Source organism: Streptomyces sp. NPDC044061, assembly GCF_056434305.1.
This window is the reverse complement of record NZ_JBWKFL010000001.1, coordinates 1-25,661: the sequence shown is the minus strand read 5'-3', so window position 1 is coordinate 25,661 and position 25,661 is coordinate 1. Positions and strand designations below refer to the sequence as shown.

The 25,661-nt window shown below is 69.5% G+C and carries 22 protein-coding genes and 2 pseudogenes; 8 read left to right on the top strand and 16 right to left on the bottom strand.

Features of this window, described 5'->3' with window-relative positions; translation table 11 throughout:
• The first annotated feature begins 43 nt into the window (after positions 1-43).
• From AC07CM_RS00120 to AC07CM_RS00100, 5 genes are read left to right on the top strand one after another with little or no spacing between them, the layout of a single operon-like run.
• On the top strand, positions 44-409 hold the full coding sequence (locus tag AC07CM_RS00120) for a hypothetical protein (RefSeq protein WP_400136658.1): 366 nt from the start codon (positions 44-46) through the stop codon (positions 407-409).
• The gene (locus AC07CM_RS00115; RefSeq protein ID WP_478874022.1) at positions 393-4,706 is read left to right on the top strand and encodes a DUF6531 domain-containing protein; all 4,314 of its coding nucleotides are present in this window, start codon (positions 393-395) and stop codon (positions 4,704-4,706) included. The genes AC07CM_RS00120 and AC07CM_RS00115 overlap by 17 nt, the downstream gene beginning before the upstream one ends.
• Positions 4,703-5,194: a hypothetical protein gene (locus AC07CM_RS00110; RefSeq protein WP_478874021.1), complete on the top strand. Its 492-nt coding sequence runs from the start codon at positions 4,703-4,705 to the stop codon at positions 5,192-5,194. The genes AC07CM_RS00115 and AC07CM_RS00110 overlap by 4 nt, the downstream gene beginning before the upstream one ends.
• Positions 5,188-5,418 (top strand): hypothetical protein, encoded by a 231-nt coding sequence (locus AC07CM_RS00105; protein WP_478874020.1) that lies wholly within the window; start codon positions 5,188-5,190, stop codon positions 5,416-5,418. The genes AC07CM_RS00110 and AC07CM_RS00105 overlap by 7 nt, the downstream gene beginning before the upstream one ends.
• 42 nt (positions 5,419-5,460) lie before the next feature.
• Positions 5,461-5,661, top strand: a complete 201-nt coding sequence (locus AC07CM_RS00100) for a hypothetical protein (RefSeq protein ID WP_478874019.1) — start codon at positions 5,461-5,463, stop codon at positions 5,659-5,661.
• Positions 5,662-7,348: 1,687 nt separating this feature from the next.
• On the opposite strand, the gene AC07CM_RS00095 is transcribed toward AC07CM_RS00100, so the two are convergent.
• The 16 genes and pseudogenes from AC07CM_RS00095 to AC07CM_RS00020 form a co-directional block, all read right to left on the bottom strand.
• On the bottom strand, positions 7,349-8,203 hold the full coding sequence (locus AC07CM_RS00095) for a hypothetical protein (protein WP_478874018.1): 855 nt from the start codon (positions 8,201-8,203) through the stop codon (positions 7,349-7,351).
• The gene (locus tag AC07CM_RS00090; protein WP_478874017.1) at positions 8,184-8,585 is read right to left on the bottom strand and encodes an aldo-keto reductase family protein; all 402 of its coding nucleotides are present in this window, start codon (positions 8,583-8,585) and stop codon (positions 8,184-8,186) included. The genes AC07CM_RS00095 and AC07CM_RS00090 overlap by 20 nt, the downstream gene beginning before the upstream one ends.
• A 26-nt stretch (positions 8,586-8,611) precedes the next feature.
• Complete coding sequence (locus AC07CM_RS00085) at positions 8,612-9,088, bottom strand: aldo/keto reductase (RefSeq protein WP_478874016.1); 477 nt, start codon at positions 9,086-9,088, stop codon at positions 8,612-8,614.
• Positions 9,085-10,272, bottom strand: a complete 1,188-nt coding sequence (locus AC07CM_RS00080) for a cupin domain-containing protein (RefSeq protein ID WP_478874015.1) — start codon at positions 10,270-10,272, stop codon at positions 9,085-9,087. Before AC07CM_RS00080 ends, AC07CM_RS00085 begins: the two co-directional genes overlap by 4 nt.
• A 14-nt stretch (positions 10,273-10,286) precedes the next feature.
• Positions 10,287-10,424: a hypothetical protein gene (locus tag AC07CM_RS00075; RefSeq protein ID WP_411952198.1), complete on the bottom strand. Its 138-nt coding sequence runs from the start codon at positions 10,422-10,424 to the stop codon at positions 10,287-10,289.
• Positions 10,425-10,498: 74 nt separating this feature from the next.
• Complete coding sequence (locus AC07CM_RS00070) at positions 10,499-10,669, bottom strand: hypothetical protein (RefSeq protein WP_478874014.1); 171 nt, start codon at positions 10,667-10,669, stop codon at positions 10,499-10,501.
• A gap of 220 nt (positions 10,670-10,889) precedes the next feature.
• Positions 10,890-11,724 (bottom strand): annotated as a pseudogene (locus tag AC07CM_RS00065) (helix-turn-helix domain-containing protein).
• Positions 11,721-12,236, bottom strand: a complete 516-nt coding sequence (locus AC07CM_RS00060; protein WP_478874013.1) for a DUF6879 family protein — start codon at positions 12,234-12,236, stop codon at positions 11,721-11,723. Before AC07CM_RS00060 ends, AC07CM_RS00065 begins: the two are co-directional and overlap by 4 nt.
• The gene (locus AC07CM_RS00055; protein WP_301487753.1) at positions 12,220-12,429 is read right to left on the bottom strand and encodes a hypothetical protein; all 210 of its coding nucleotides are present in this window, start codon (positions 12,427-12,429) and stop codon (positions 12,220-12,222) included. The genes AC07CM_RS00060 and AC07CM_RS00055 overlap by 17 nt, the downstream gene beginning before the upstream one ends.
• A gap of 499 nt (positions 12,430-12,928) precedes the next feature.
• Positions 12,929-13,543 (bottom strand): GAF domain-containing protein, encoded by a 615-nt coding sequence (locus AC07CM_RS00050; protein WP_478874012.1) that lies wholly within the window; start codon positions 13,541-13,543, stop codon positions 12,929-12,931.
• On the bottom strand, positions 13,506-14,129 hold the full coding sequence (locus tag AC07CM_RS00045) for a GTP-binding protein (RefSeq protein ID WP_478874011.1): 624 nt from the start codon (positions 14,127-14,129) through the stop codon (positions 13,506-13,508). The genes AC07CM_RS00050 and AC07CM_RS00045 overlap by 38 nt, the downstream gene beginning before the upstream one ends.
• Complete coding sequence (locus tag AC07CM_RS00040; RefSeq protein WP_478874010.1) at positions 14,107-14,493, bottom strand: DUF742 domain-containing protein; 387 nt, start codon at positions 14,491-14,493, stop codon at positions 14,107-14,109. Before AC07CM_RS00040 ends, AC07CM_RS00045 begins: the two co-directional genes overlap by 23 nt.
• A gap of 3 nt (positions 14,494-14,496) precedes the next feature.
• A complete protein-coding gene (locus AC07CM_RS00035) occupies positions 14,497-14,925 on the bottom strand; it encodes a roadblock/LC7 domain-containing protein (RefSeq protein WP_478874009.1) in 429 nt (142 codons plus the stop codon).
• Positions 14,926-14,963: 38 nt separating this feature from the next.
• Entirely contained in the window at positions 14,964-16,541 is a 1,578-nt protein-coding gene (locus tag AC07CM_RS00030) for a sensor histidine kinase (protein WP_478874008.1), read from the bottom strand.
• Positions 16,542-17,064: 523 nt separating this feature from the next.
• Positions 17,065-17,901 (bottom strand): annotated as a pseudogene (locus AC07CM_RS00025) (RNA repair domain-containing protein); the annotation flags it as partial.
• Positions 17,902-18,143: 242 nt separating this feature from the next.
• On the bottom strand, positions 18,144-19,352 hold the full coding sequence (locus AC07CM_RS00020) for a L,D-transpeptidase (RefSeq protein WP_478874441.1): 1,209 nt from the start codon (positions 19,350-19,352) through the stop codon (positions 18,144-18,146).
• Positions 19,353-19,692: 340 nt separating this feature from the next.
• On the opposite strand from AC07CM_RS00020, the gene AC07CM_RS00015 reads away from it, so the two are divergent.
• The 3 genes from AC07CM_RS00015 to AC07CM_RS00005 are packed head-to-tail and all read left to right on the top strand — an operon-like array spanning position 19,693 to position 25,504.
• On the top strand, positions 19,693-20,679 hold the full coding sequence (locus AC07CM_RS00015; RefSeq protein ID WP_478874007.1) for a hypothetical protein: 987 nt from the start codon (positions 19,693-19,695) through the stop codon (positions 20,677-20,679).
• Positions 20,680-20,729: 50 nt separating this feature from the next.
• Positions 20,730-22,577: an HSP90 family protein gene (locus tag AC07CM_RS00010; RefSeq protein WP_478874006.1), complete on the top strand. Its 1,848-nt coding sequence runs from the start codon at positions 20,730-20,732 to the stop codon at positions 22,575-22,577.
• 2 nt (positions 22,578-22,579) lie between these two features.
• Positions 22,580-25,504, top strand: coding sequence for a hypothetical protein (locus AC07CM_RS00005; RefSeq protein WP_478874005.1), 2,925 nt, complete (start codon positions 22,580-22,582; stop codon positions 25,502-25,504).
• Positions 25,505-25,661: the final 157 nt, after the last annotated feature.

Here is a 25,661-nt window from a genome sequence, read left to right as displayed (position 1 = left end):
CGCCATAGAGTCGGAGACCGCACCTGCGAACGGGGGTTCATCGATGGGCGACGGCAAGGTCCCCGGCAAGGTCCTGGACATCAAGACCGCGGACATCAAGGCGGCGGCACCTGCCTTCCACCAAGGGGCCATCGATCTGAGCAAGGCGCTGACCACCCTCATCCAGACCCTGGACGGCCTCGGGGAGCCCTGGGGCCACGACGAGCAGGGCAACGAGTTCGGCAAGGCCTACAAGCCGCAGCAGAAGAAGATCGAGAGCGCCGCGGGCATCCTGGTGCTCGGGCTGACGAGCATTCACGAGGCCATGGTCGACCTGTCCGACGGAACCGTGGACAACGACCAGCTCATCGCCGGCATGTTCACGGAAGTGAAGACCGACAAGCAGAGCGACGGTGCCGGTGAGCGTTGAGGACAAAGCCCGCCACATCCTTCTCAAGCTGGGCATGTGGTGGCCCGAGGCCGACTCCGGCCAGCTTCGGGAGGCTGCGAAGGCCTGGCGCACCTTCGCTGGGGCCGTCGACGACGTCCGCTCCCCCGTGCACCGCAACGCGTCGTCGATCATCCACCACAACACTGGTGAGTCGATCGAGGCGTTCGACAAGTTCTGGGGCCGCTATGCCACGGGCCAGGACGGCGGCTGGCTCAGTGACCTCGCGAAGTCCTCGCGGGAGATGGCCAAGGCACTCGACAAGTTCGCCGACGCCATCGACGACGCCATCAACAAGCTCTGGACGCAGATCGGTATCGACGCGGCCGTCATCGCGGGCGGCGTGACGCTCGCCTTCTTCACTGCGGGCCTCGCCTCCGGGGCGGCCGTCGCGGCGGCGGACGCGGTCATCGAGTTCGGCGCCACGATGGGCGTCGCGGTCACCACGACGGTGGCCGAGATCGCCGCGGGCACCCTCGTCGCCGCCGCCTTCGGTGGCGTCGAGTCGGTCGCCGTCGACCTCGCCATCGCCCAGCCGCTGAAGATGGCGACCGGCCTGCAGCACGGCTTCAGCCTGGACGAGGTCAACCAGTCCGCCAAGGACGGCATGATCTTCGGCGGCGCGCTGGGAGCGGGCGGCGGCCTGCTGAAGGCGAGCATGGAAGGCGGACTCAGCGACACCACCCCGCTGCTGCTGCGCCCGCCGTCACTCCGCCCCGACCTGGTCGAGCTGGGCCCTGCAGCCCGCAACGCCGAACGCACCCCATGTGTGGGCGAGCCGATCGACGTGGCGACCGGCGCGATGCTGATGACGCAGACGGACCTGACACTGCCGGGAAGTCTGCCGCTGGAGTTCACGCGCACCCACCTGTCCTCGTACCGGGGTGGGGTCTGTTTCGGCCCGACCTGGATATCCACCCTGGACGAGTGCCTCCAGATCGACGGTGAGGGCGTCGTGTTCGCTGCGGCGGACGGCATGCGCCTGGTGTATCCGGTGCCGGAACCGGGTGTTGCGACCATGCCGGTGAAGGGCGCCCGGTGGCCCCTGGAGTGGGACGGCAAGCCGGACAGCGCGATGACGGTCACGGACCCGGCAACCGGCGTGACCCGCACCTTCGCCGCCCCGGTCCCGTCCCCGACCTTCGGCGTCTTCCACCTGGCGCTGGAGTCCTGGAGCGACCGCAACGGCATGCGCATCGACGTCGAACGCGACGACGACGGCGTCCCCTTCGGCCTCCGCCACTCCGGCGGCTACTACGTCGCCGTCGACACCCAGGGCCCGCGTATCACCGCCCTGCGGCTGCTCGACGAGCCACCCTCCCGCTACGGCCCGCAGGGCACGCAGGGCGAGGGCACCGTCGTCATGCGCTACGACTACGACCATGCCGGCAACCTCACCGAGGTCATCAACTCCAGCGGTGAGCCACTACGTTTCGCCTATGACGGCGAAGGCCGCGTCACCCGCTGGACGGACCGCAACGGCACCTGGTTCTCCTACGTCTACGACGAGCGCGGCCGCGTGCTCCGCACCGAGGGCGTCGACGGCATCCTGTCCGGGACGCTGACGTACAACGACACCGCCCGCACGACGACGTACACGGACTCGCAGGGCCATGTCTCGGTGCACCGGTACAACGCCGAAGGGCTGGTGGTGGAAGAGACGGATCCGCTCGGGCATATCACCCGCACCGAGTGGGACGAGTACGGCGACAAGCCGACGACGGTCACCGACGCCCTCGGTCACACCACCCGGTGCGCCTACGACGACGTCGGCAATCTGATCGCACTCACCCTGCCGGACGGCGCGGTGGCACAGGCCGCATACAACGTGCTCGGCCTGCCGACGGAGGTGGTCGAGCCGGGCGGCGCGGTATGGCGGCACACATACGACGAGCGGGGCAACCTGCTGACGACGGTCGACCCGGTCGGCGCGGAAACGCAGTTCACGTACGATACGGCAGGCCGGCCCACAGCGATCACCGACGCTCTCGGACACACCCGCACGGCGATGTACGACGACGCCGGCCTGCCCATCGCTCTCACTGACGAACTGGGCCACACGACGGCCATCCGCCGGGACTCCTTCGGCCGGGTGATCGAGGTGACTGACCCGCTCGAGCATCGAACCCGCCTGGGCTGGACGACTGAGGGCAAGCCCGCCTGGCGCGAACTGGCTGACGGCACACGGGAGTCGTGGATCTGGGACGCCGAGGGCAACCTGCTCAGCCACACCGACCCGGTCGGCCACCTCACCCACCACACGGTGACACACTTCGACGTACCCGCCACGCGAACCGATGCGGACGGCGCACGCTACGCGTTCACATACGACACGGAACTGCGACTGACGGGAGTCACCAACCCGCAGGGCCGCACATGGACCTACACCTATGACGAAGCCGGCCGCCTGACGGCCGAGTCGGACTTCAACGGCCGCACGCTCACGTACACCCACGACGCGGCAGGACGGCTGGTCACCCGTACCAACGGAGCCGGGGAGAGCCTTCGTTTCACGCGGGACACGGCGGGCCGCGTGGTGGAGCAGCGCGAGGGAGCCAGCGGTGACATCACCACATACAGCTATGGCCCCGACCGCAAGTTGGCGCACGCTTCCAACCCGAGCGCCGACGTGTCGCTGAAGCGGGACCCGCTGGGCCGGATCGTGACGGAAACCGTCAAAGGCCGGACGATCAGCTATGAGTACGACGCCCTCGGACGTCGGGTCCGGCGTACAACCCCTTCCGGGCTGGTCTCGGAGTGGACGTACGACGCGACGGGACGAGGCACCGCGCTGCGCACGGCGGACCACACCCTGACCTTCTCGTACGACACGGCGGGCCGCGAGACCGAGCGCCGACTCGGCGACGACGTCGCCCTCCTTCAGCGGTGGAGCGCCGCCGGCCGACTGACCGAGCAGTCTCTGACCGTGCTCTCCGGCGCCGCCGGGGCGAACCGCCTGCTCCAGCATCGTGACTACGCATACCGGGCCGACGGCCACATCACCGAGATCCGCGAGTTGACGTCGGGCACCCGTCGCTTCGATCTCGACGCCATTGGCCGGGTCACGGGCGTGCGTGCACATGGCTGGACGGAAACCTACGCGTACGACGCGGCGGGCAATCCGGTCCGGGCGGATTCACCGGGGCTCGGTACCTCGGGTGAGCGTGAGTTCGACGGCACCCTGATCCGTCGTGCTGGTAACACCGTCTACGAGCACGACGCCCAGGGCCGCCTCGTCCGCAAGAAGCGAAGGCTGCTCAACGGCCAGCAGCGCATCTGGTCCTATACATGGAACTCGGAGGACCGGCTGACCGAGGCGGTCACCCCCGAGGGCGACCGGTGGTGCTACGCCTATGACCCGTTCGGACGCCGGGTTTCCAAGCACCGTGTCGCCGAGGACGGATCCGCGTGCGACCGGACCGACTTCTCCTGGGACGACACCCGGCTGGCGGAGCAGACCGGTCCCACCGGCATGGTCTCTACCTGGGAGTTCGCTCCGGACACCGATCGCCCTGTGGCCCAGACCGACCACGAACCGACAGCGCACGAGGGGGAACGGTCGTTTCTCGCCCGGCTGGCCGAAGAGACCACGCCCGGGCGCCGGACGCGGTTCCACGCCGTCGTTACCGACGTCGTGGGGACGCCCACCGAACTGGTCACCCCGGACGGTCACCTGGCGTGGCAGCGCCGGACCACGGTGTGGGGTGCGCCGTTTCCCGCGCCGCCGGACGACGAGTCTTCCGTGGATTGCCCGCTGCGTTTTCCGGGCCAGTACGCGGACCCCGAAACCGGCCTCCACTACAACGTCTTCCGGTACTTCGACCCGGAGACCGGAAGCTTCGTCTCGGCCGACCCACTTGGTCTCGATCCGTACCCGAACCCCTACGCATACGGCCCGAACCCCTTCACCTGGCTCGACCCTCTCGGGCTCGCGTGCAAGAAGATCCCGACCGACGAGCTCAACTGGAACACGCGCAGCCGACCGACCTTCGGCCACACCTTCAGCGAGCACGGAGCGGGCGCGAAAAACACCAAGAGCCTTACCGACCGCGCACGCAGCACGGGCAATCAGCAGGGACAATGGCTGGACAACGACAAGGCCCTGGAGTTCCTGAAGACACATCACGACCCCAACGGCGGGGTGCGCGAAGTGGAACTGCCACCGGGGATGGGGCAGGTCATCATGCCGGACGGCGAAATAGTTGAGGCCAACTACGCGCGACTGGTCCCCAAACCCGATGGTTCCTACAAAACAGCTTTCCCGATCGTGAAGAAGTGAGCAGCTCCGTGCAATTCCGCATGACCGTCTCTCCGCCCACGTCCAGCACTCCGGTGACACATGACGTCGACCTCGCCGAGGACTACGAATCGCTGGTCATGGATGCCTGTGAGCTCCTGGCCGACACGGACTGCCGCTTCGATGTGGCAGGGTTCGGCCAGAGTCCGTGGCCGGTGGACGTCTCCTACGACCTGTCGTCGGTCATCGAGCAACTCCCGCAGGCACGGACGGCCCTCCGTCGGAGGGACCGAGCACAGATCGACTTCTACGGACAGGGGGTCGAACGTGTCATCACGTTCGATCCCGCCGGCGAACAGATCACCATGACCTGCACGACGCAGACCGACTGGATTCCCGACCCGGCGACGGAAACAGCTTCCCTTTCGGACGTCGAGGGCATGCTGGCGGCACTGGCCCATGACTTCCGGCGCGCACTTGACCGGGCCTGCCCGGACATCGCGGCACGGGCACCCTTTGCGCAATGGTGAACGGGCAGACGGTCCGAGGTTTGTGGAGGTATCGGCCGGAAGACTTCGTCGCAGATGGAGCACTGCGGGACGTCTGCGTCCTCGACACCACGATCGACGACTGGCGGCGCATGTTCGACGGGCTGCGCTCGGTCCCGGGACACCATGTGCTTACCTGGACGCTCTCCGGCACGACGGAGAGCGGTGCCTTGGACGCCTCTGCCGTATGGTCCCGGCTCGAGTAGGATCCGGAGGAATCGGCGAGCCTGGCCATCGACGTCGGCGGTGTGTGGTTCACCTGCTACTTCTTCGACATCGAAGAGATCGAGTTCACCTTCGATCCTTCCGACGTGGTCGACAAAACGACCTTCGCACCCGTTCGCGCCTTCGTCACCTGGCTGGGAACAGCGACGGGCCGGGAAGTCATCGTGACGATGGAAGGCACCGACCACGCTGCCATGCCTGCCCTGATCCGGTGGCGGCCGTGATGTTCGTCAAAGCGGCTGGGCTCCCGAGCTGCACGGCTTCCGTCTGGATTGCGGGCGCCTGTCTCGACGAGCTGCCACAGTGGCGTGACAGTCTGCTCCCGGGGGCGCGGTCCTGCGCGTACGATCCGGCACTCCGAATCCAGACCTCGGGAAAGGGCTGCACACCGTGATCACTGTGCAGTTCACCGTAGGCCTGGCCAGGGCGACGCCCACGGATTCGATCTGGGCGACATGACCTTCACCGGGGACCTCGGCACGGCCGACTCGGCCGGACACGTCCCCGATCAGGGCGTAATGATCTATCTTTCGGTCGTCCAGCTGCTGGGACATCCTGGGCGACCTTCTCCGGGGCAACACGCGCGTGCTCACCTTCACCGGTGCCGACACCTCGTTCGGCCTTGTCGTTCGACGAACCAAGAACGGTCTGTGGTCGCCGGCAAGAACGCCGTCGTCGCTCGGACGACGCCTCCGGAGCTCGCCTCCGCCGTGCTGAACTCAAGGCACTACGCTGCGGGCGAGTTCGAGACCTCGACTTCCCCCACCGCTCAACCTGCGGCGATCCAGACGGGCGTCCCAGGCGACCTCCACGGGAGGGCTCTCGGGAGACCGCCAGGGGACACGCAGGGGACGGAAGGACCCGGAAGGATCAGGAAAGCCGTCGCAGAGTCAGACTGGTCTACCTCAGCTATCCGCCGGGAACGGTCGAGCACCCCGCCAACCTGGCGTCGTCTTGCGCCTGATCGACCTTCCGGAGGGTTCCCCACATGACCTGGTCACGCTTCCGGGGGGGGCAGGGGACCATCAACGACCCGTGCTGGTACCTGATTCTCGGCGCATCGCCTACGTCAGTTATCGGCTCCGCGGTGCCTGAAAGCTGCAGCCGGGATTAAGCCTCTGGCGGCCAGGTGACGGCAGAGGTCCACCTGGACTCCGGAGAAGGCGTCGACATGGTCTCCGTTTCGCCGCGGAGTCGTATGAAGCCACGCGCGTCGACGCGGCCGGCAACGGGCGCGAGGGCGCGCCTACCCCTCGCAATCGGGCTCGCCGTGCCCCAGTTCGGCAACCATACGCTCAGCCGGCGGCTCCGCCGCCACGTGGGCGGTATCGAAGAGCTCCAGCCCTTAGGTGTGATCTCCACTGCCCGCACCCGTCGGTCACCCGCAGCTGCCTTGCGTACGGCAAGACCCTTGCACTCCAGAACATCCACGATGCGCATAAGCCCGTCCTTGTCCGACCCCGTCGCCACCACGGGGCGTAAGTACATCCCAGCAATAGTTGAATGCGCATACACTCGGGGAGTGATCATGCGGCCTGCGGGAACCTCAACATCAATTGGCCCTGTTACGCCTGGTCAAGGGATCTCGTGAACGTCCCACTTCTACTTCTTCTTCTACCAGCAACCAGCAAAGGCCCAGTTGATCTGGGGTTTTTCTGTTTCTCCGGCTGGGCGTGACCAACCACGTGACCAACAGCCGAGCGAACTTCCTAGTCAGACCATGGATGACAGGCCGAGACGGCTGGCACTGGAAGCGGCCTGCTTCTACGCTCCCCCGCTCGTACGCGGAATCTCCACCGGAGTCCCCAGACCGTTACCGCGCTTTGCCATGCCAAGGCCCTGGGGCTCTCCCGCGCCACCTTGTACCGGCACAACGGCGAGAGCGCCTGAGATAGGCGCACAGGGGTGTGCTCAGGCACTGACCTCCGAATGCAACGGGACGGGTGGACGTACACCGGTGAGGGCTTCCGCGCGGGCGACAAGCCGGGGTGCAAGGTCGGGGTACCAGCCACGGGCTACGGCTTGCAGCATCTCGGCCAGGGCCGCGAGTTCCCCGATTCGGCCGGCCGGGGTGTCGAGGGTCGGCGCGAACTCCTTGCGGATGCGGGCGGCTACGTCGGGAATGAGGAGGCTGTTGGCGTGGAGGAGTCCCGCGTCGTAGCCGAAGGGCACCAGACCCCACCGCTCCCAGTCCAGCAGGCACAGGGGTGCGGCGGTGAGGTTGCCCCAGTGCAGGTCACCGTGACCGGTCACACGCTCCACCTTGGCGGGGGCCGGGATACCGAGGAACTGGGGGAAGGCCCGTTCGATCCACCTGTCTCGAACGGTGGTCTTCACTCCCTCCGCTTCACAGAGCAGGGTAAGGGCCTGGCGAAGGTCCGCCCACCACTCATCCGGCAACCCCGGGTCGTTGTCGATGTCGGCTCGGTCCGGGGACACCACGGGCTGAGTGAGGTAGTCGAGGACTTCCGCCCCGAAGGCCCACTCGCCATCAGTCCAGTCATGCACCGCGTACAGGCGGGGGCGGGGGACGCCATCAGGTACCAGCTCAGAAGCGCCGACGATGCCCTCCCCCTGCTTCCTGCCCGCGTTCTTCTTCGCCGTCCGGCTCAGCCGTAGCCACCGGTCGCCCGCTCGGCGCCCGAGGGTGACACCGAGGAAGCCCCATGCCAGCGGACCTGTGCAAGTGAGGCCCAGTGCCTTGGCCGCCCGGCCGTGGGCGGCCTCCATCAGCGCCTGTACCTCCTTATTCAGAGGCGAGTTCATCTGTCACCCTCCTGAGTTCCTGGGCTGTCAGCGGCGCAGCCAGAGCCTTGGCCACATCGTCCCAGTGCTCGCGGGTGCTCGCGGAAGCCAGGACGACATCGAGGCCAGGGCACGAGCCAGCGGCCAGCAGGGCAGCGGCTGCGGCCGACAAGCCGGGGCGGATGAGGTTCACCAGTTCGGATGTCATGGCATCCAGGAGTTCGCCCCCGTGCAGGGGAGCGGAGCCGAACGTGATCAGCCCCGCGTCCTTCGCCTGCACCAGCGGTCCGCCGCCGTTGAGGGCCTGTCTGATCACGTCGTCCAGGATCAGGCTCACGGGCATCTGTAAGCCCGTGAAGTGATGCTCGGCGGAACCTGCCGCCTGCCGGGCGAGCGCGAGCAACTCGGGGATGCTGAACGCTCCGGAGGTCAGGCCCGACCAGGTGGCGACGCCGTACCCGCCGTCCTGCCCGCATGGGTGAACTCTTCCAGCACTGTGAAGGCTTCCCGCACACGCGCGTGCAGAGCAGCATGGTCAAGGCCGTGCCCGTGGTGCTCAGGGTTGTGCACGAACACCAGGTCCACGCGCCCGAGTGCGGCCAACGAGCGCTTCGTCTGCCAGCGGACGAAGCCCCGTTCAAGGCTGTGCCTACCAGCCGCCTCGCCTTGGGTGAGCGCGCCCTCAGCCAGGGCGGTGCTCCCTTGTTCCTCCGTGAAGAACCCCGTCTTCGTGGCTACCCGAACGGTCGGGTACTCCCCGAGAACCGGGCGCAGTTCCTCATGCGCCCGACCATGGGCGTAGTTGGGGGCCGTGTCCACCCAAGGGCTACCGGCAGCCAGGGCGGTGCGTGCCGCCTGGCTGACGGCACGCACACGGTATGTCCCCAGGGAGAGCGCGGCGGTCACAGCGCCGTCCCCACCACTGCGACGGCATGGCCGTCGATGAGGACGGAGGCCAGTTCCGCTACCTCCTTGACCTCCAGCCCGGCGGAGTCGGCCATCTCGCCCAGCGTGGTCGGCTGGTTGGTCAGCAGCGTGCCCAGTGCAGGCGCGGCGGACTCGGCAAAGTCCCACGCAGTACCGGCCGCCGAGAAGGTGACCGTGCCGTGTTCGCGGTTCGCCGTCAGGCGACCCCTCGGGGCGGTGAGCTTGACCGTGATCTCCCCCCGTGCGGGGAGCCCGTCAACGTACGGCAGGGACGGAATCGCGTGGCCCAGGTCCGTCGTGTCGATCGACTCCGCCCATCGCTCCACGAGGCGCGGGTCCGCCATCATGTCGGCCACCTCACGGCGCACGGTGTCGATGAAGTCCGACTGTTCCGCCAGCGAGCCGAAGCGCGGAATGTCTCTGCGCAACGCGAGGGACGCCCGGAGCTGATCGACAACCCACAGCATCAGGTCGGCGCCCGTGTGCGGGACCGTGCCGAACGTGAGATGAAGGGATTCCGTCCCCTGGTCAGCGGTGACCGCGTGCCACCAGCCGCGCGGGAGGTAGAGCACATCCCCCGGGGAGAGAACGAGGTCCGCCACCGGGTCGCCCTCCGGCTCCTCCGGCGACTCCACGTCCCTGAAGGTGGGCGCCTCACGGGTCATCCCCCACAGTCGCCACCGTTTCGATCCGTGCAGTTGGACCACCACGACATCATGGTCGTCCCAGTGCCGGCCGAAGCCCTCCCTCTCGGTCCACGAGGCGTACACGTTGGCCTGCACGGAAGTTCCGAGGAAGCGCTCCAGCCCCTCGGCAGCCGCCCCTATGGCCGGGTGGATCTTCTCGACCGCATCCAGGACCAGCGACGCCCCGTCCTTGAGCTGGGCGTGGAAGTCGGACGGTTGTATGCGGGACCAGGTGACCGCGCGGCGGTTCGTGGTCGGGATGGCGTAGCGGTGAAGCGGGACCATCTCCCCGTCCACCGACAGGCGCAGCCGGGGCGGCTCCAGCCGCTGCGTGGCGATGATCCGATTCAGATCGTCCCAGGAGAACAGGCCCGCCGTGTCGGCGGCGCCGGGGAAGTGCGCGTAGGAGCGGTGGTACGTCTGGGCGAGGAACCTGTCCCCGCCCAGACGCCCCGCCCACGAGGCTGCTTCAAGCACCGTGGGCGCTCCCGTCAGTCGTTGCCGTCGGAACGGCCGCTACTGACGTCCGACTCCTGCTCGGCGCGGGTGCGCGCGGCCACGATCTTCCGCTTCGCGACGAGCAGGCCACCCCCCTCGGGGGCCACCGAAGTGGTGTTCTCTTCCGCCATCGGACTACCTCTCTTCTCGGGAACTCCCACCGGGAATCCGGCAGGAAGCAAAGGGACAGCGGCGAGCGCGGCGGCTACCGGATCGCCGGGGCTCCGGCGACGGCCAGGACCAGGCCGCCGAGGAGCACGGCCAGGTAGAGCGGCCCTGCGTACCGGCTGATGGGGCGCAGCGCCCACCGCCGTAAGCCGGACTTCACGCCGACCTTGGGGGTGACAGGCACCCCGCGCACCGAGGGCACCCGCATGGCGGGTACTTGGTCGGCGAACCCAAGATCACTGCGTTACGCGGGTTCACCTTCACCGTGCGCACCGGGCCGTATGCCCTACCGCCGTCGTACGACACCCGCAGGGTCATGCGCCCGCTTGCGCGGTTTCTCGTTTCGTGCCGTTCGGTCGCCGCCATGGGGGAAATCATTGACCCGAAAAGCGGCGACTGTGTAGTTCTTTCCCGTCATGGACTAAAGATCATGAACGGCAAGCGGCAGACCACTCCGCCAACAAGGCTCGCGCTTCGCCTCCCGAACAACGCATAACCCTCCAGTGTGGAGAACAGTTCCAAATGCATTTCGATGTCGCGTGGATCTCTCAGGATCACGACACCGGTCGTGTTCTCCACAGTGGCCAGCGTGTTGTCATAAACGGTAAAGGTGTCCATCGGGGCTATGGGCTTGTATCCCGCAATTGGGATGACGCCGAACTTCACGTTCGTAAGGTGGGTCAGTGAGGCCAGCCGGTCAATCTGCATCGCCATCGCGGCCGGAGGCAGGAGCGGCCATCTAATAGCCTGCTCAGTCAGGATGAAGGTAAATCGCTTCTTCGTGTCGTAAAGAACCTCCTGCCTCTCCAGCTTCCTCGCGATCGTCTTAGCGACATCGGCCGGGGAATGGGCAAGGCTGGCCCGGATGTACTCAGGGGTAGACAGCAGCCCTGTAATCATCGAGAGCAGGAAGAAGCGGAACTCCGAAGACGAGGATTCAAGGGCTGCAAGTTCAGTCTGCTTTTTCTCCAGGCCCCTACGCCTCAGCGAACGCAGGTCTTGCCATTCGGTGTTGGCCAGCCTCGCAAGGGCGATGACCTCCTCGATGACCTCGGGCGGAGCCACGACGGCCCGGAGGAATCTTTCCAGATCCAGCAGACTCGGCTGAGCTTTCCCATTCTCGATCCGACTGATCTTCGATTGGGACATGTTGCAACGCCGAGCGAGCCGGTCCCCAGTGAGGCCGGCTCGCTTGCGTAGTTCTTTCAGCAGGGCAGCAAGTTCCTGTTTCGGCTGCCCAAGCTGTTCAGGATCGAACGTCACCCGCTGCTCACGTACTCCAGGAACGGCACGGATTCGGCAACGGCAATCCGTTTCCATTGCCGGTACGGCTCCGGGTCGCCCTCGTACAGTTCCCGGTTTATCTGCGTCCCGTCTCCCCGGTAGTTCATCAGGACCACTTTGGACTCATCGAACATCCAGAAATCCTGGTCCGGCAGTCCGGGGTTCTCCCGGTCGGTGAGGTCGAGAATGCGGATGTCCTCGCCCGCCTTCACGTGGTGCCGGTAGTAGTACTCGAACTCGAACCGAAGGTAGTCGGAGAGCGGGCGGGTCACGATGTGTACCCTGCCGACGCCCTTTCCTTCCGAGGCCCACTGCCGGACCTCATCCATCCAGGCCGACGTGTAATCGTCCGGAGAATTCTCCCCGGCGAGGAAGCGCTTCAGCTTCTCCGCTTCCTGGGGCATGGTGTAGACGGGAAGTGTTTCCAGCCGCCACGCCTCACGCTCCATGGAATCGAAGCAGTCATTCCACGCGTCACCATCCAAGTGCACGGATTGCCTCCCTGAGAACCGCCTCCGGGATTTCCACAAGCCCTTCACCAGCGGGCGGGGTGAAGGCGTCGGACACGTCGCCCTGCACCACGAACGATCCGGTCGCCGTGCGGTACACGTTCGGGCAGTCCTTCTCTCCGCACTCGCCGTTGCCGTTGCCCGTGAGCCGGGTGAGTGCCGAACGTTCGGACATGTCAAACCCCCTTGCTCTGGCCCCGTTTGGGCCGCCCGTCCAACGACGGTAGAGGGGGTGACGCTACGCGTCTATGCGTGAAAGCGACTATGCGTGTCCTTGCATAAACAGGTCCCGACCGTCCCAGCCCACCCCCGGTACGTGGTCACATACGCCGTGCAGACTGGGCGTCGTAGCCCCGTGGGGACGTCCGGGAAGCTTGACCAGGGGCGGAAGCCTCCGAGGAGGGTTGGTCACGTGACCAACGCATGACCAACAGGGGCCTGAGAGGGCCTGAAACAGCAGGAAAGAACAGGAGAAACGCCCGCCGACATGGAGCCTATCGACGGGCGTTTCCCCAGGTCAGAGCAGTTGTGGGCTGGTGCCCGAGAGGAGAGTTCAAGTCCCCCCTCGGACACTTCTTCACAAAGCCTGGTCAGTGCTCTGACCAGGCTTTTTGCATGAGTGGCCAAGCCGCTGCCGGGTGCAGGACGGCCGCGCCCGGGTCCGGCGGTGCCGGTCAGGTGCGGCGGTGCGCCGACTCCTCCAGCCGCTCGACCAGTTCGGCAGCCATGGCCTTGATGGTCTCCAGCCCCTGGCGCCCCCACGGCTGTGGGTCCTGGTCGACCACGCAGATCGTGCCCAGCACCACGCCGGTGCTGTCTATCAGCGGTGCGCCCAGGTAGGAGTGGACGCCGATCGCGTCGACGACCGGGTTGCCGGCGAACCGCGGGAAGTCCCGGATGTCCTCAAGCACCAGCGCCCGGCGGCGCTTGACCACGTGCGGGCAGATGCCCATGTCGATGTCGCGGGGCATGACGCGGCCGGGCACCGGGTCCTCCAGCAACGGCGGCCCCACGTGGGCCGTGGTGTCCTGCGCGGCGCTGTACAACCCCGCGAAGTACTGGCGGTCGGCGTCGAGGAAGAAGTTGACCCCGGCGTAGCAGCCGCCGGTACGTTGGGCCAGCTCTCGCGCGAAGGCGTCGAGTTCGGCATCCGGGCGAGCACGGATACCCAGCTCGCGCAGCCGCTCGGACCGGGCCCGCACCTGTGGATCCTCCGGCGGGAGGAGCAGATGGCGCAGGGCGATCCCGGACTCAGGCCCGGACGGTGGGTTGGTCGGTGTCGCTGCCATGGGAACTCCTTGTCGTGATCAGATGCTGAATCAGATCGAGCAGCACGCGTATGCCCGAGTTCTGGACGCGGGCGTCGCACAGCACCACCGGCACCTCCTGCCTGAGGTCGAGCGCGGTCCGCACCTCCTCCCCGCGGTAGCGGTGAGCCCCGTCGAACTCGTTGACGGCGACGACGAAGGGGATGCCGCGCCGCTCGAAGAAGTCCACCGCCGCGAAGGAGTGCTCCAGCCTGCGGGTGTCGGCGAGAACCACCGCCCCGAGCGCTCCCTCGGAGAGTTCGTCCCACATGAACCAGAAGCGCTCCTGCCCGGGCGTGCCGAACAGGTACAGGACATGTGACGGACTGAGCGTGATCCGGCCGAAGTCCAGGGCCACCGTGGTGGTGGCCTTGTTCTCCACTCCGTCCAGCCGGTCCGTGGCCGCGCTGACGGCGGTCAGCATCTCCTCGGTGCTCAGCGGCTCGATCTCGCTGAGCGCGTTGACGAAGGTGGTCTTTCCCACGCCGAACCCGCCGGCGATCAGCACCTTGACTCCCACCGGCAGGACTTCGGCGGGCAGCGGGTCACAGTCGTTTGAGGAGGCCATCGCGTACCGCTTCCAGGAGGTCTCGATCAGGTCGTGCGGAGTGGCCCGTGGGCGCCGGGGGTGCATCACCTGCGACCACCGCGCCTCCCTCGGCCAGATCGGACAGCAGTACCTTGACCACGGCGGCGGGCACCTGCATCCGGGCCGCGACCTCGGCAACGCTCACCGGCTGTTCGCACAGCGCCAGCACCTGCGCGTGTTCCAGGCCGAAAGCGCCCTGCGTCTGGGCGCCAGTGGCCCGCACCGTGGTCACCAGCGTGAAGTGCGACGTGGCCCTGGTCCGGCCGTCGCTCACGGTGTAGGGACGGACCAGCCGCCCGGCCGCCTCGTCGAGCTGCGGTCCGTCTGGGAGGACCGGCGTCATCGGTCACCCCACCGGGTGCCGGGGCGGTGTGGCCAGGTGCGGGCGCACGCTCTTCACCATCATCCCCATCTCGTAGCCCAGTACCGCCGCGTCCGCGTCGCGTCCGGCCAGCACCGCCAGTACCGCGCCGTGCCCGGCGGACGAGACGAACAGCAGCGAGGTGCTGAGCTCCGTCACGATCTGTCGCACGTCACCGCCGTCGTCGAAGTGCCGGCCCGCGCTGCGCGCCAACGAGTACAGCCCACTGGCGAGCGCGGCCAACTGGTCCGCGGCGTCCTTGTCGAGCCCCTCCGCCGCCTTCACCAGCCCGTCCGAGGACAGCAACAAGGCGCTTCGGGTGTGCGGCACCCGGTTCACCAGACCCGTCAACAGCCAGGAAAGGTCTTCGCTCGCCACGATCGTGTACTCCTCTTCGACAGAAGGAAACGGCATGCTGCACGGACCCCGGGCCTTCAGGGCGGCATCGGCCATCAGGGCGTCTCCGCTTCCTCGGCCCTGCGTAGTCCGGTCTGGAACGCGGCCATCAGGCCCGGGTCGTGTGCGATGTCCTCCGAAGCACCGGTGCCGCGGACCGGGTGCGGCAGTTCGGCGGTTTCGGCGGCGTGGTCCTGGCGGCGGCGCTGAGGCAGCCGCGGACGGTCGTCCTCGCCGTCGGAGGGGACAGGGGCGGGCTCGGGTCCGGAATCGGACACGTGCGGATCCGCAACGGCGGTCGTCTCCGTCGCCCGGGGGTCCGCCGCCTCGGGCTCCACCGGGTCCTGCGGCTCCGCGTCGGGGGTCGGGACGGTGTGGTGCGCCGGCGCGGGAGCTGTCGGCTGCGGGCCGAGCAGTGCCTCGGGCAGCACCATGACGGCCTGAGTGCCGCCGTAGACGTTGCTCAGCAACTGCACGGCGATGTCGTGCCGCTGAGCCAGGACGGAGACCACGTACAGGCCGATCCGGCCGTCCTGCAGCAGTTCGCCGAGGGCGACCTTGCCGGGTGCGCTCAAAACGGTGTTCATCTGGCTGCGCTCGGCCGGGGACATGCCCAGGCCCCGGTCCTCGACCTCGATCGCCACCCCCGCGGCGACGGGCTCCACCCGCACGTGCACGGTGGTCTGGGGCGGTGAGAAGACCGTCGCGTTCTCCAGCAGCTCGGCCAGCAGATGGACGACGTCGACCACGGCGTGGCCGCTGACCGTTCCGTCGACGGGCGGGACCAGCTTGACCCGGGCGTACTGGTCGATCTCGGCGACTGCGGAACGCAGCACGTCGGTCAGGCCGACGGGGCGGGTCCACTGGCGGTGGGTGTTCGCGCCGCCGAGCACGGCCAGGTTCTCGGCGTACCGGCGGATCCGGGTGGACAGATGGTCCACCCGGAACAGCCCCTTGAGCAGGTCGGGGTCCTCGACCTCGTTCTCCAGGTCGTCCAGCAGGCCGATCTCGCGGTGCACCAGGGACTCCAGGCGGCGCGCCAGATTGGCGAACACCTCGAACTGCTCCAGCCGGGAGTTGTGTTCCGCACCGACCGCGGAAGCGGCGGTCTCCAGCAGGGCTGCCTCCGCCTCGTGCCGGGCCACAGCGATCTCGAAGCCGAGGCGGGAGAGTTCGTCCGGGCCGGTCTGCGGCGGCAGTTCCGGCCGGCGCCGCACAGGCCGCTCCCCGGCCCGCAACCGACGGCACAGCGACTCCAGTTCCGCCCTGCCCTCGGCTGTGGCACGGGTCAGCTCGGCCAGCTCGGCACGGTTTCGGTCGGCTGAGCGGGACAGCTCCGCCCAGTGCTTGGTGACTGCTCGTGCCTCCGCCGAAGCCCGTATGCCCGCGATCCCGGCCGCCACGGTGCTGATGAGCGCCACTCCGCCGAACACCGCGCCCTGGTCCGCCCGGTCCAGATGGCCGTCGCGGACCAGCGCGGCGGCCACCGCACCGGCCACGGCGACCACGCCCGGCGGCAGCACGGACGACAGCACCAGACGCCGCCTCAAGGACCCGGCACGCGACTCGGCCGTCACACGGGAGGTCACGGACGACGCCGGCCGGTCGTCCGGCGGCATGGAAGGATCAGGCATGACAGTCCCTGGACGGTGCGATGATCGGGCCGAGCGCGCACGTTATCGCGCACCAGGACCCCGGTGTCAGCCCCTGGCGCGTACAGAGATCGAACCGTTGTCCTTTGCATTCATTCCGAAGCGCCCGTCCCGGTCCCGCGAGTGGGGACAGGGCCACCAGCACGGGGGACGGCATCGCGCCCGCGGCCGTCACCAGCGGGCTGGTGCGCAATCGCCATGCCTCGACCAGGAATTCCGTCGAGCGGCGAACCGACCGGAGCCGGTCCCGTCCGTGTTGAGGCGGTGCGCGCCCGGCGCTCCGCTGCTCAGGGACAGGCCAACTGCGCGGCGAGCCCGCACTGGTGAGGTGGATCCGCGAGCACCGCATGCTCGTCGGTGGCGGCTCGAACACCGCGCCCGTGCGACCTGAATCCCCGGCGGCGCTTTGCCCGACCTGACCACGGCCTCACCTGTCGGTGATCTCGGAGAGCCATGCCGTGTCCTCCGGGCCAGGCGCTTCGAGGCCGGGTGCGGGCAGCCGGCGGACCTCGCCCGTGCGCAGGGCGACCGTGGCCCGTGGCCGCATCGGCCCCTCGCCCCTGCGTGAGAGCAGGACGAGCTCCCAGACTGTCGCCGTCATGGCGTCGAGCCGGGCGGCGCAGTCGGCGCTGACTCGCCGCGGATCCCGGGTCCGGCCCAGGGACAGATGCGGGGTGAAGTCCTCGTTGGGCCCACGACAGCGGGGGAACCGCTCCTGCAGGACGCGGTGCAGTTCGGCCCACGGGCCCTCTCCGGCTGCTGTCGGGTCGAGCCACACGGTGGAGTACGCCCTGTGCCGGAAGGTGCGCACCCCCTCCAGCCGGGCGGTGAAGACCGGCGTCTCGCCCGTCGCCGCGGCGAGCAGCGGGGCGGCCCGCTCGAATGCGGACTCCGGCACGAAGCCGAAGAGCACATTGACGTGCGGCGGCCAGCGGTGGATCTGCGGATCGTAGTCCTGGCGGATGTCCTGGATCGGCGGCCACAGCTCCGCCGGCGGGATCCAGGCCACCGCCGTGCGGGCCGTCGGGGAGACGCCGAGGACGCCGACGGGGTCGCCCCCGCCGAAGCGCGTGTCGGAACTCGGTTCCGCTTGTGGGTCCCGCACCCGGCCGGCGCCCGAGGCGTCGATGCGGTCCACGCCCGTGGCCCGGTCCCAGACCACCCAGCCGTCCGCCTCGATGAACACCACCCGGTGCCACGGGATGTCGCCGCCGGGCACGAACGACGTCAGGGGGATGCGCTGGAAGGCACCCCCGCGCTCGCTGATCCCCAGCACGAACCGGGCCGGGTCGAACCGCGGGTCCCAGCGGACCTGGTGATAGATCTCGTCGCTGGTTCGCATCACGCCTCCTCTCCTGCCGTCACACCTCCTCCTCCAGGGTGCCGCCCGCCCTGTCCTCGACGGCTCTTCCTCACTCACTGTTAGGTATGGGGCGCGATGCGTGAGGAAGTTGGTGTGTCCCGGGGAGCTCGTCGAGGGCCTCGCAGGGGCTCTTGCGCTCCGACGCCGCAGGCGGCGGCCGACATGGTGTCGGCCGCCGCCTGCGGAAGGGATTCAGGTTCGTGTGCGTCGGAGGTGTGGCGTCAGCCGGTCGCGCTGCCCGCGACCCACTCGCTCCACGGCATGTTCCAGTCGCTGAGGCCGTTGCCAGGGGCCAACGCGGTCTTGTCCTCGGAGTTCTTGACGATCACGACGTCACCGATCATCGAGTGGTCGAAGAACCACGCGGCGGGCCGGCTGCTGTCGCCGCCGCCCCTGACGTCCTTCAGGCCCACGCAGCCGTGGCTGGTGTTGACCTTGCCGAAGACCGAGTCGGCACCCCAGTAGTTGCCGTGGATGAACGTGCCCGAGTCGGTCAGGCGCATGGCGTGCGGTACGGCCTTGATGTCGTACGAGGGCTTGCCGTCCTTCTCCGTGAGGCCGACGCTCGCACCGTTCATGTGGACCTGCCGGAACTTCTCGGAGATCACCATCCGGCCGTTGTACGTCGGGTGCTCGGGGCTGCCGGACGAGATCGGGATGGTCTTGATCGTCTTGCCGTCCCGCACGACGGTCAGCTGCTTCGTCCTGGCGTCGACGGTGCTGATCTGGCTCCGGCCGATCTTGAACGTGACCGTCTTCTGGACGCCGTAGCGGCTGAGCGTGACGGTGACGGTGGAGCCGGGCTTCCAGTAGTTCTCGGGGCGGAAGTCCAGGCGGTGGTCGTTGAACCAGTGACCGACGACCCGCTGGCCGCTGCTGGAGCTGACCTGGATCGCCGACTCCACGGCGGCCTTGTTGCTGATCGCCTTGTAGAAGTTGACCGTCACCGGCATGCCCACGCCGACGGTCGAGCCGTCCTCGGGGGAGAGGTGCCCGAGGAAGTCGTTGGCCGGTGAGACCGTGGTGATCGTGGCGTTCGAGGTGACGGAGCGGCCCTTGGCGTCCTCGGCCTCCGCGGCGACCAGGTACTTGGTGGCCCGCTCCAGCCGGCCGGTCGCCGTCCAGGACGTGCCGTCCGCGGACAGGCTGCCCGGAACCTCGGTACCGGTCGCGACGGCGGTCATGGTCACCTTGGTGAGCTTGCCGTTGCCGACGGTGACCTTGACGGGGTCGTTGACCCCGACGCTGTAGGCACCCGGCCCGGGAGTGATCCCTATTCGGGCGTCGGAGGCGTCCTGGGCGCCCGCCTGATCTCCCTGCGCCTGCGGTTTCGGCTGGTTCGCGGTGTCGTTGCCGCCGGTCGCGGCGTTGCTGGTGCCGCCGAGGGCCGTGAGTGCGAGTACGCCGCCGAGTACGCCGGCCGTGGTCATCAGCCCGGTGCGTCGCTTACGTGCCGTGATCAAACGCTTCTCCCATGCCGCTGGTCGTTGAATCCCCGGAGCCGGTCGTCGGGGGAGCGCAACCGGCTGCAAAGAACTACTTTTACGCATTCGTCCTCTTTAAGGGACACATTGTGGCGAATTCCACGCGCGGTGAGAGCGGCGCCGAGGCTCCGCTCGACGGCCGGACGGCGCATGGTCGGCTGGGCCCGTAGGGGGTGCGGGGGCGGCTCCGAACCCGTGAAGCGCTGGTGGAAACCCTGTGGAAGCGCTGTCGGTGGGGCCGCCTATGCTGCACCGAAGATCACGCGGAACCTGGGGAGGGCGCGGCATGTTCGACAGGCTGTTCGGCAGGGGTGCGGGGAGACCGGCGGCGGATCCGTACGCCCTTCCCGTCCCGCGCCGGCAGAAGAACGGGATGTACACGCTGCGCGCGCTCGGTGACGCGCGGGTACTCGCGCTGGTGGAGGCGGCCGGCGCCGGTGACTGGGAGGCGGTCAAGGCTGCGCTGGCCCCCTTCGACCTCGGCCGCGACCATCAGGTCCTCGGTGAGCTGGCCGACCTGGACGGTGTGCAGGACTGGATCGGCCGGGCCGTCGAGGAGGACAAGGAGCACCGGGCGACGGCCCTGCTGATATCCGGGGCGCGGCACGTCACCTGGGGCTGGGAGGCGCGCACCCGCGCGGATGCCGTGCATGTCACGCAGGAACAGTGGCGGGTCTTCCATGAACGGCTCCACATCGCCGAGGAGCAGCTGCTGGAGGCCGCCGAGTTGCGGCCGGAATGGGTCACGCCCTGGCGCCGCCTGCTCACCTCCGGCCGCGGCATGTCGCTGGGCCCCACCGTCAACGAGACCCGGCTCGACGCCGCCCTGCGTCGTGACCCGCTGGACCTGGAGACCCACATCGAGTGGGTGTCGCAGCTGCAGCCCCGTTGGGGCGGCGAGCAGGGCGAGGCCCTGGCGTTCGCACGTGAGGCGTTCGCCGGGGCGCCCGACGGGCATCGCCTCGGCTGCGTGATCGCCACGGCGCACATCGAGGACTGGGTCGAGTCCGACCGAATGAACTGCCTGAGAGCCCCCGAGATCCAGGACGAGTTGCTGGAGGCGGCCGAGCGCAGCATCCTCCACCCCGCCCACGTGCGTCGCCCGGGCTGGCAGGAGGACTTCAACATCTTCGCCATGGCCTTGTCGCTGGCCTCCGAGCGCATCGCGATGCCGCGCGTCTTCCGTGAGCTCCAGGGTGCCTACACCCCGTCGCCATGGAGCTACATGGCGCAGCCGGAAACGATGTACGCCCGCGCCCGGCGCAACGCCTGAACCCGCCGCCCCACCAGCCACTCGTCGCTCACCTCACCCCGGACTGCCCGATGACTCTGCCCGACACTCCTTCGAGCCCGGCCGGCGCCGACCGCACCTTCCAGGTGGATCTGCGCGGCCTCGTCGATCTCCTCTCCCACCACCTCTACTCCAGCCCCCGCGTCTACCTGCGCGAACTCCTCCAGAACGCGGTGGACGCGCTGACCGCGCGGCACGGTCTCGAACCGGGCGCCCCCGCCGACGCGTTCGGTGTCCGCCTGTACGCCGACGGCTCGGTGGTACGCGTCGAGGACGACGGTGTCGGTCTCACCGAGGACGACGTGCACACCTTCCTCGCCACGATCGGCCGCAGCAGCAAGCGTGCCCAGCAGATCGCCGAGCAACGCGCCGACTTCATCGGCCAGTTCGGCATCGGCCTGCTCTCCTGCTTCCTGGTCGCGGACGAGATCCACGTCGTGAGCCGTTCCGCTCGCACCCCCGACGCCGCCGCCGTGGAGTGGCGGGGACGCGGCGACGGCAGCTACACCGTCCGCACCCTGCCCGCCGCCGCCCGCCCCCGGCCCGGAACCACCGTCACGCTGACGCCGCGCGCCGACGCGGGCGAATGGACCCGGCCCACCCAGGTGCACGCGCTGGCCCGGCACTTCGGCTCCCTGCTGCGCCACCCGGTGACCTTCGACGACGGCACGGGCGGCCCGGGCGTGTTCGTCAATCCCGAGCCCGCACCCTGGGCGCGTACGTACCCCACGCCGGGCGCACGCTCCCGCGCGCTGGCCGCGTACGGCGAGGAGGTCTTCGGGTTCACGCCGCTGGACACCGTCGAGCTGGACCTTCCGGCCGTCGGCCTCAAGGGCATCGCGTGCGTGCTCCCCGAGGCGGTGCCGGCCGGGCGTCGCCACGGTCACCGCGTGCACGTCAAGGGCATGCTGCTGTCCGAGCAGGCCGAGGAGATCCTGCCCGAGTGGGCGTTCTTCGTCCGCTGCGTCGTCGACGCCGAGAGCCTGCGCCCGACGGCGTCCCGCGAGTCCCTGTACGAGGACGACACCCTAGCCGCGGTCCGTGACGCCCTCGCCGAGCGGCTGCGCGCGTGGATCGCCCGGACCGCCGCCGGCGACCCGGACCTGCTCGCCCGCTTCCTCCAGGTCCACCACCTGGCCGTGAAGTCGCTGGCGGTGCACGACGACGAGATCCTGCGGATGCTGCTGCCGTGGCTGCCGTTCGAGACCACCGACGGACACGCCACGCTGGACGAGTTCGCGCGCACCCACCGCACCGTGCTCGTGACATCCAGCGTGGAGGAGTTCCGGCAGGTCGCGGCGATCGCCTCGGCCGCCGGGCTCGGCGTCGTCAACGGCGGCTACACCTACGACCGTGAACTGGTCCACCGGTTGCCGGAGATCAGGCCGGAGGTCAGCGTCGCCGACCTCGACCCGGCAACGCTCACCGCCCACCTCGACCCCGTCGACCGGGAGACGGAACTGGCCGCCGCGGCCTACCTCGCCCTGGCCCGCGACGCCCTCGCCGTCTTCGACTGCGACGTCGCGCTGCGCACCTTCCAGCCCGCCTCCGCCCCCGCCCTCCTCCTCGACAGCCGAGAGGCCCGGCACGAGCGCACCCGCTCCCAGCTCGCCCGCGAACAGCAGGGCGGCGTGTGGGGCGACATCCTCGGCCACCTGCGCCAGGAGGCTCCGCGGGCCCAGCTGATCCTCAACCAGCTCAATCCGCTGGTCCGTACCGCGGTCGGCATCGACGAGCCCGAACTGGCCCGCACCAGCGCCGAAGCCCTCTACGGGCAGGCCGCGATGCTGTCTCGGCGCCCGCTCAGGCCCGCCGAATCGAGCCTCATCAACCGCTCCTTCCTCGACCTTCTCGCCCACGCCCTGCGCAAGGACAGCTGACGATGCCGACCGCACCCCAGACCACCGACGAGCTGTACCGGGCGCTCCAGGAGAACGACCGGCGCCCCTACGGCCGAATCCGCACCGTCACGGCCGAGGAACTGGTCGACGCCGCCGAGCAGTTCGCGGAGGCCGTTCCGCTCGTCCGCGCCCTACTGGAACTGCAGGAGGCGTACACGTACGGCTCCGAACCCCGCAAGTCGCCCGTCGTCTTCGCCCGCCTGCTCACCCTCTTCGACGAGCAGCCCGACGTCTTCGACGAGCGCCTGCGCCACACGCTGTTCTGGCGGTTCAAGTGGGTGGCCAACGCCCTGCGCGCGCTGCCCGAGATTCCGCTGGCCAGCCTGCGCCAGTGGCTGACGGAGATGCGCGACCGGTACGAGAAGGCCGACCTCGGCCTCCAGCCCTACTACGGGCAGGCGTACCAGCTCGCCGCCCACGTCGGCGAGGACACCTCCCTCGCCTACGAGCTGTGGGCGGGCCGTACCCGCACCAGGCTCAGCGACTGCGAGGCCTGCGAGATCTGCGAGCGCGCCCTGTACCACCTCGCGGCCGGCGACGACGAGCGGGCGCTGCGCACCTGGGAGCCCGTCCTGGACGGGAAGGAATCCTGCCAGGAGGAGCCCGCCCGCTCCGTCTCCTACGCGCTGCTTCCCCTGCTGCGCACCGGCCGCACCGACCGGGCCCGCGCACTGCACCTCTCCGGCCACCGCGCCTGCCGCCGCAACCCCTCGATGTCCCCGGAGGTCGGCCGGCACCTGGAGTTCTGCGCGCTGACCGGCAACGAGGCACGCGGCCTGGAACTGCTCGCCGAGAACCGGAGCCTGTTCGAGGAGGTCGACTCGCCGCTGGACCTGCTCGGCTTCCTCACCGGCGTGGAGGTCCTCCTGCAGCGCGTCGAGCTCCTCGGCCACGGCGAACTGCCCGCCGCCGGATACGCGGGCCGCACTTGGACGGTGGCCGGCCTGCGCGCCGAGGTGCGTGGCCGCGCCGACGACCTCGCCGCCCGCTTCGACGCCCGCAACGGAACCACGGCCCACAGCGACCGCCGCAGGGCCCGCCTCGACCGTGCTCCCCTCCTGGACGCGCTGGAACTGACCCTGCGCACCCGCGGCCTCGACGATGTGGCCCCGGTCGTCGCGCCGGCCGCCCGCACGGCCGCCGCCGTCCCCGAGCCGCTGCCCGAACTCGTCGTCCGGGCCCGGACGCTGGACGAGCAGGGGCACCCGGACGCGGCGGCCTGCTGGGCTCGGCTGCGCACGCTCGTCGCCGCCCCCGACCACGTCCACCCCGACGACCCCGCCGTGGGACCGCTCGTACGGCTGCGCGCGGACCTGCTGGCCGACGAGGCGAGCCGGGCGGGCGAGAAGGACGAGTTCGACCGGGCCGCCGCCCTCCACGAGGAGGCCGCACACCTGTACGACGAGGCCGGAGCGCCGGGTCACGCGGCGCTCGCCCGCGCCTGCGCCGTGCTCCCCGCGGCCGAGATCCCCGCGGAGCGTGCCGACGGACCCGAGGCGAAGGCCGCCGCGCTGACCGCCGCGCACGCGGCCCTCGTCCGGCTGCACGAGGAGACGCCCGGCCTCGCCCCGTACCAGGAGGCCCGTCTGCTGCGGCTGCGGGCGACCGCGCTCGGCCTGCGGCTGCAGACGTCGAGGAACGAGGAGCACGTCGCGCCGGTCTTCGCCGAGGTGGACCTGCTGCTCGACTTCGCCACCCGGCACGACATCGCCGGACAGGTCTCCGGCGCCCTGCTGCTGCGGAGCAGCACGTACGCCGTCTCCGGCGACCTGCCCGCGGCGATCAGCGGGATCGACGCCCTTCTCGACCGGCTGAAGGCACACGGCCCCGCCTGGCACCTGCCCCGCACGCTCGGACTGCGCGGCCGGCTCCAGCTCGGCCTCCAGGACGCGCAGGCCGCGCACACGGACCTGACCGAGAGCCTGCGACTGGCCGCCGACTGGCCGTCCGACGCGGTCGACACCGCCCGCCTTCACGGTGATCTGGCCCAGGCCTGCATGCACCTGGGCCGCCCCGACGAGGCACTGCGGCACCTGACGCGCTCCGCGGAGCTCGAACTGCGTCGCGGCAGCCGGACGGACGCGTTCTGCACCTACAGCAACGCGGCCCAGCTCAGCCTCGACCTGGGCCGCGTCGAGGACTGCATCGCGCTGCTCGACTCCCTGCTGGCGGAACCGGACGTCGCCGCCGGAGAGCTGGACGACCGGCTCGTCGCCCAGCTGCGCCTGACCCGCGGCCGCGCGCTGCACGCGGGGGAGGACCTCAAGGTCGCCACGGCGGAGTTCGTCGCCCTCGCGGCCGAGTCGGCCGGCTGGGACGACGATCCCGGGAGCCACGCCATGATCGCCGCGGAGACCGCCGTGCTCCTCGGCGAGTCCGGCGAGTTCGGCCAGGCCCGCGAGGCCGCGGACCAGGCCCTCGCCGCCCACGCCCGGGCACCGCGCTACGAGCAGCTCAGCAGCTGCCTGCGCGAACTCGCCCGCCTCCAGGCGCAGCAGCAGGGATCCGAGGGCCTGGCCGACGCCCTCGCCTTCCTCGCCGACGCGGGCAGGATCGCCGACGAGGCCCGCGCCGCGGGGTACGAGGCCCGCGGCCGCTCTCTGGACAGCGCCCTGGCCTACGAACACGGGCGGGTCAACGCCTACGCCGGCGAGCACGAGACCGCCCTGGCCGCCCTGGACGAGGCACTCACCCTGCTCGGCGAACCCGGGCCCGACGAGGACGACGCCGGCGAGTGGGCCGAGTGCGTCCGTCTCGCGGGTGCCGTGGAGGGCATCTACCTGGAACGCCCCGCCCCGGCCCTCGCCCGCCTCGACGCCGCGGTCTCCCGCCTCACCGCCCTGGGTCACACCGAGGCGACCGAGTCGCTGACCGCCCTGGCGGCACGGCTGCGCGAGGAGGGGTGATGCGGCGGGGGGGGGGGGGGGGGGGGGGGGGGGTGCCCCCCCCCCCCCCCCCCCCCCCCCCCCCGACGCCGTGCGCAAGGAACTCGGTGAACTCCTCGCCGACTGGGAGGAAGCCGCCCGCGAGGCGCGCAAGGACGGCCGGGAGCTGTACTACCGC

Coding starts and splice junctions, on each gene's coding strand:
- AC07CM_RS00005 (WP_478874005.1), top strand. CDS start 22,580: ATGCCGACCGCACCCCAGACCACCGACGAGCTGTACCGGGCGCTCCAG.
- AC07CM_RS00010 (WP_478874006.1), top strand. CDS start 20,730: ATGACTCTGCCCGACACTCCTTCGAGCCCGGCCGGCGCCGACCGCACC.
- AC07CM_RS00120 (WP_400136658.1), top strand. CDS start 44: ATGGGCGACGGCAAGGTCCCCGGCAAGGTCCTGGACATCAAGACCGCG.
- AC07CM_RS00045 (WP_478874011.1), bottom strand. CDS start 14,129: ATGGCCTCCTCAAACGACTGTGACCCGCTGCCCGCCGAAGTCCTGCCG.
- AC07CM_RS00030 (WP_478874008.1), bottom strand. CDS start 16,541: ATGCCTGATCCTTCCATGCCGCCGGACGACCGGCCGGCGTCGTCCGTG.
- AC07CM_RS00040 (WP_478874010.1), bottom strand. CDS start 14,493: ATGACGCCGGTCCTCCCAGACGGACCGCAGCTCGACGAGGCGGCCGGG.
- AC07CM_RS00050 (WP_478874012.1), bottom strand. CDS start 13,543: ATGGCAGCGACACCGACCAACCCACCGTCCGGGCCTGAGTCCGGGATC.
- AC07CM_RS00095 (WP_478874018.1), bottom strand. CDS start 8,203: ATGAACTCGCCTCTGAATAAGGAGGTACAGGCGCTGATGGAGGCCGCC.
- AC07CM_RS00020 (WP_478874441.1), bottom strand. CDS start 19,352: ATGACCACGGCCGGCGTACTCGGCGGCGTACTCGCACTCACGGCCCTC.
- AC07CM_RS00035 (WP_478874009.1), bottom strand. CDS start 14,925: ATGCCGTTTCCTTCTGTCGAAGAGGAGTACACGATCGTGGCGAGCGAA.
- AC07CM_RS00055 (WP_301487753.1), bottom strand. CDS start 12,429: ATGTCCGAACGTTCGGCACTCACCCGGCTCACGGGCAACGGCAACGGC.
- AC07CM_RS00075 (WP_411952198.1), bottom strand. CDS start 10,424: ATGGCGGAAGAGAACACCACTTCGGTGGCCCCCGAGGGGGGTGGCCTG.
- AC07CM_RS00105 (WP_478874020.1), top strand. CDS start 5,188: ATGGTGAACGGGCAGACGGTCCGAGGTTTGTGGAGGTATCGGCCGGAA.
- AC07CM_RS00015 (WP_478874007.1), top strand. CDS start 19,693: ATGTTCGACAGGCTGTTCGGCAGGGGTGCGGGGAGACCGGCGGCGGAT.
- AC07CM_RS00070 (WP_478874014.1), bottom strand. CDS start 10,669: ATGCGGGTGCCCTCGGTGCGCGGGGTGCCTGTCACCCCCAAGGTCGGC.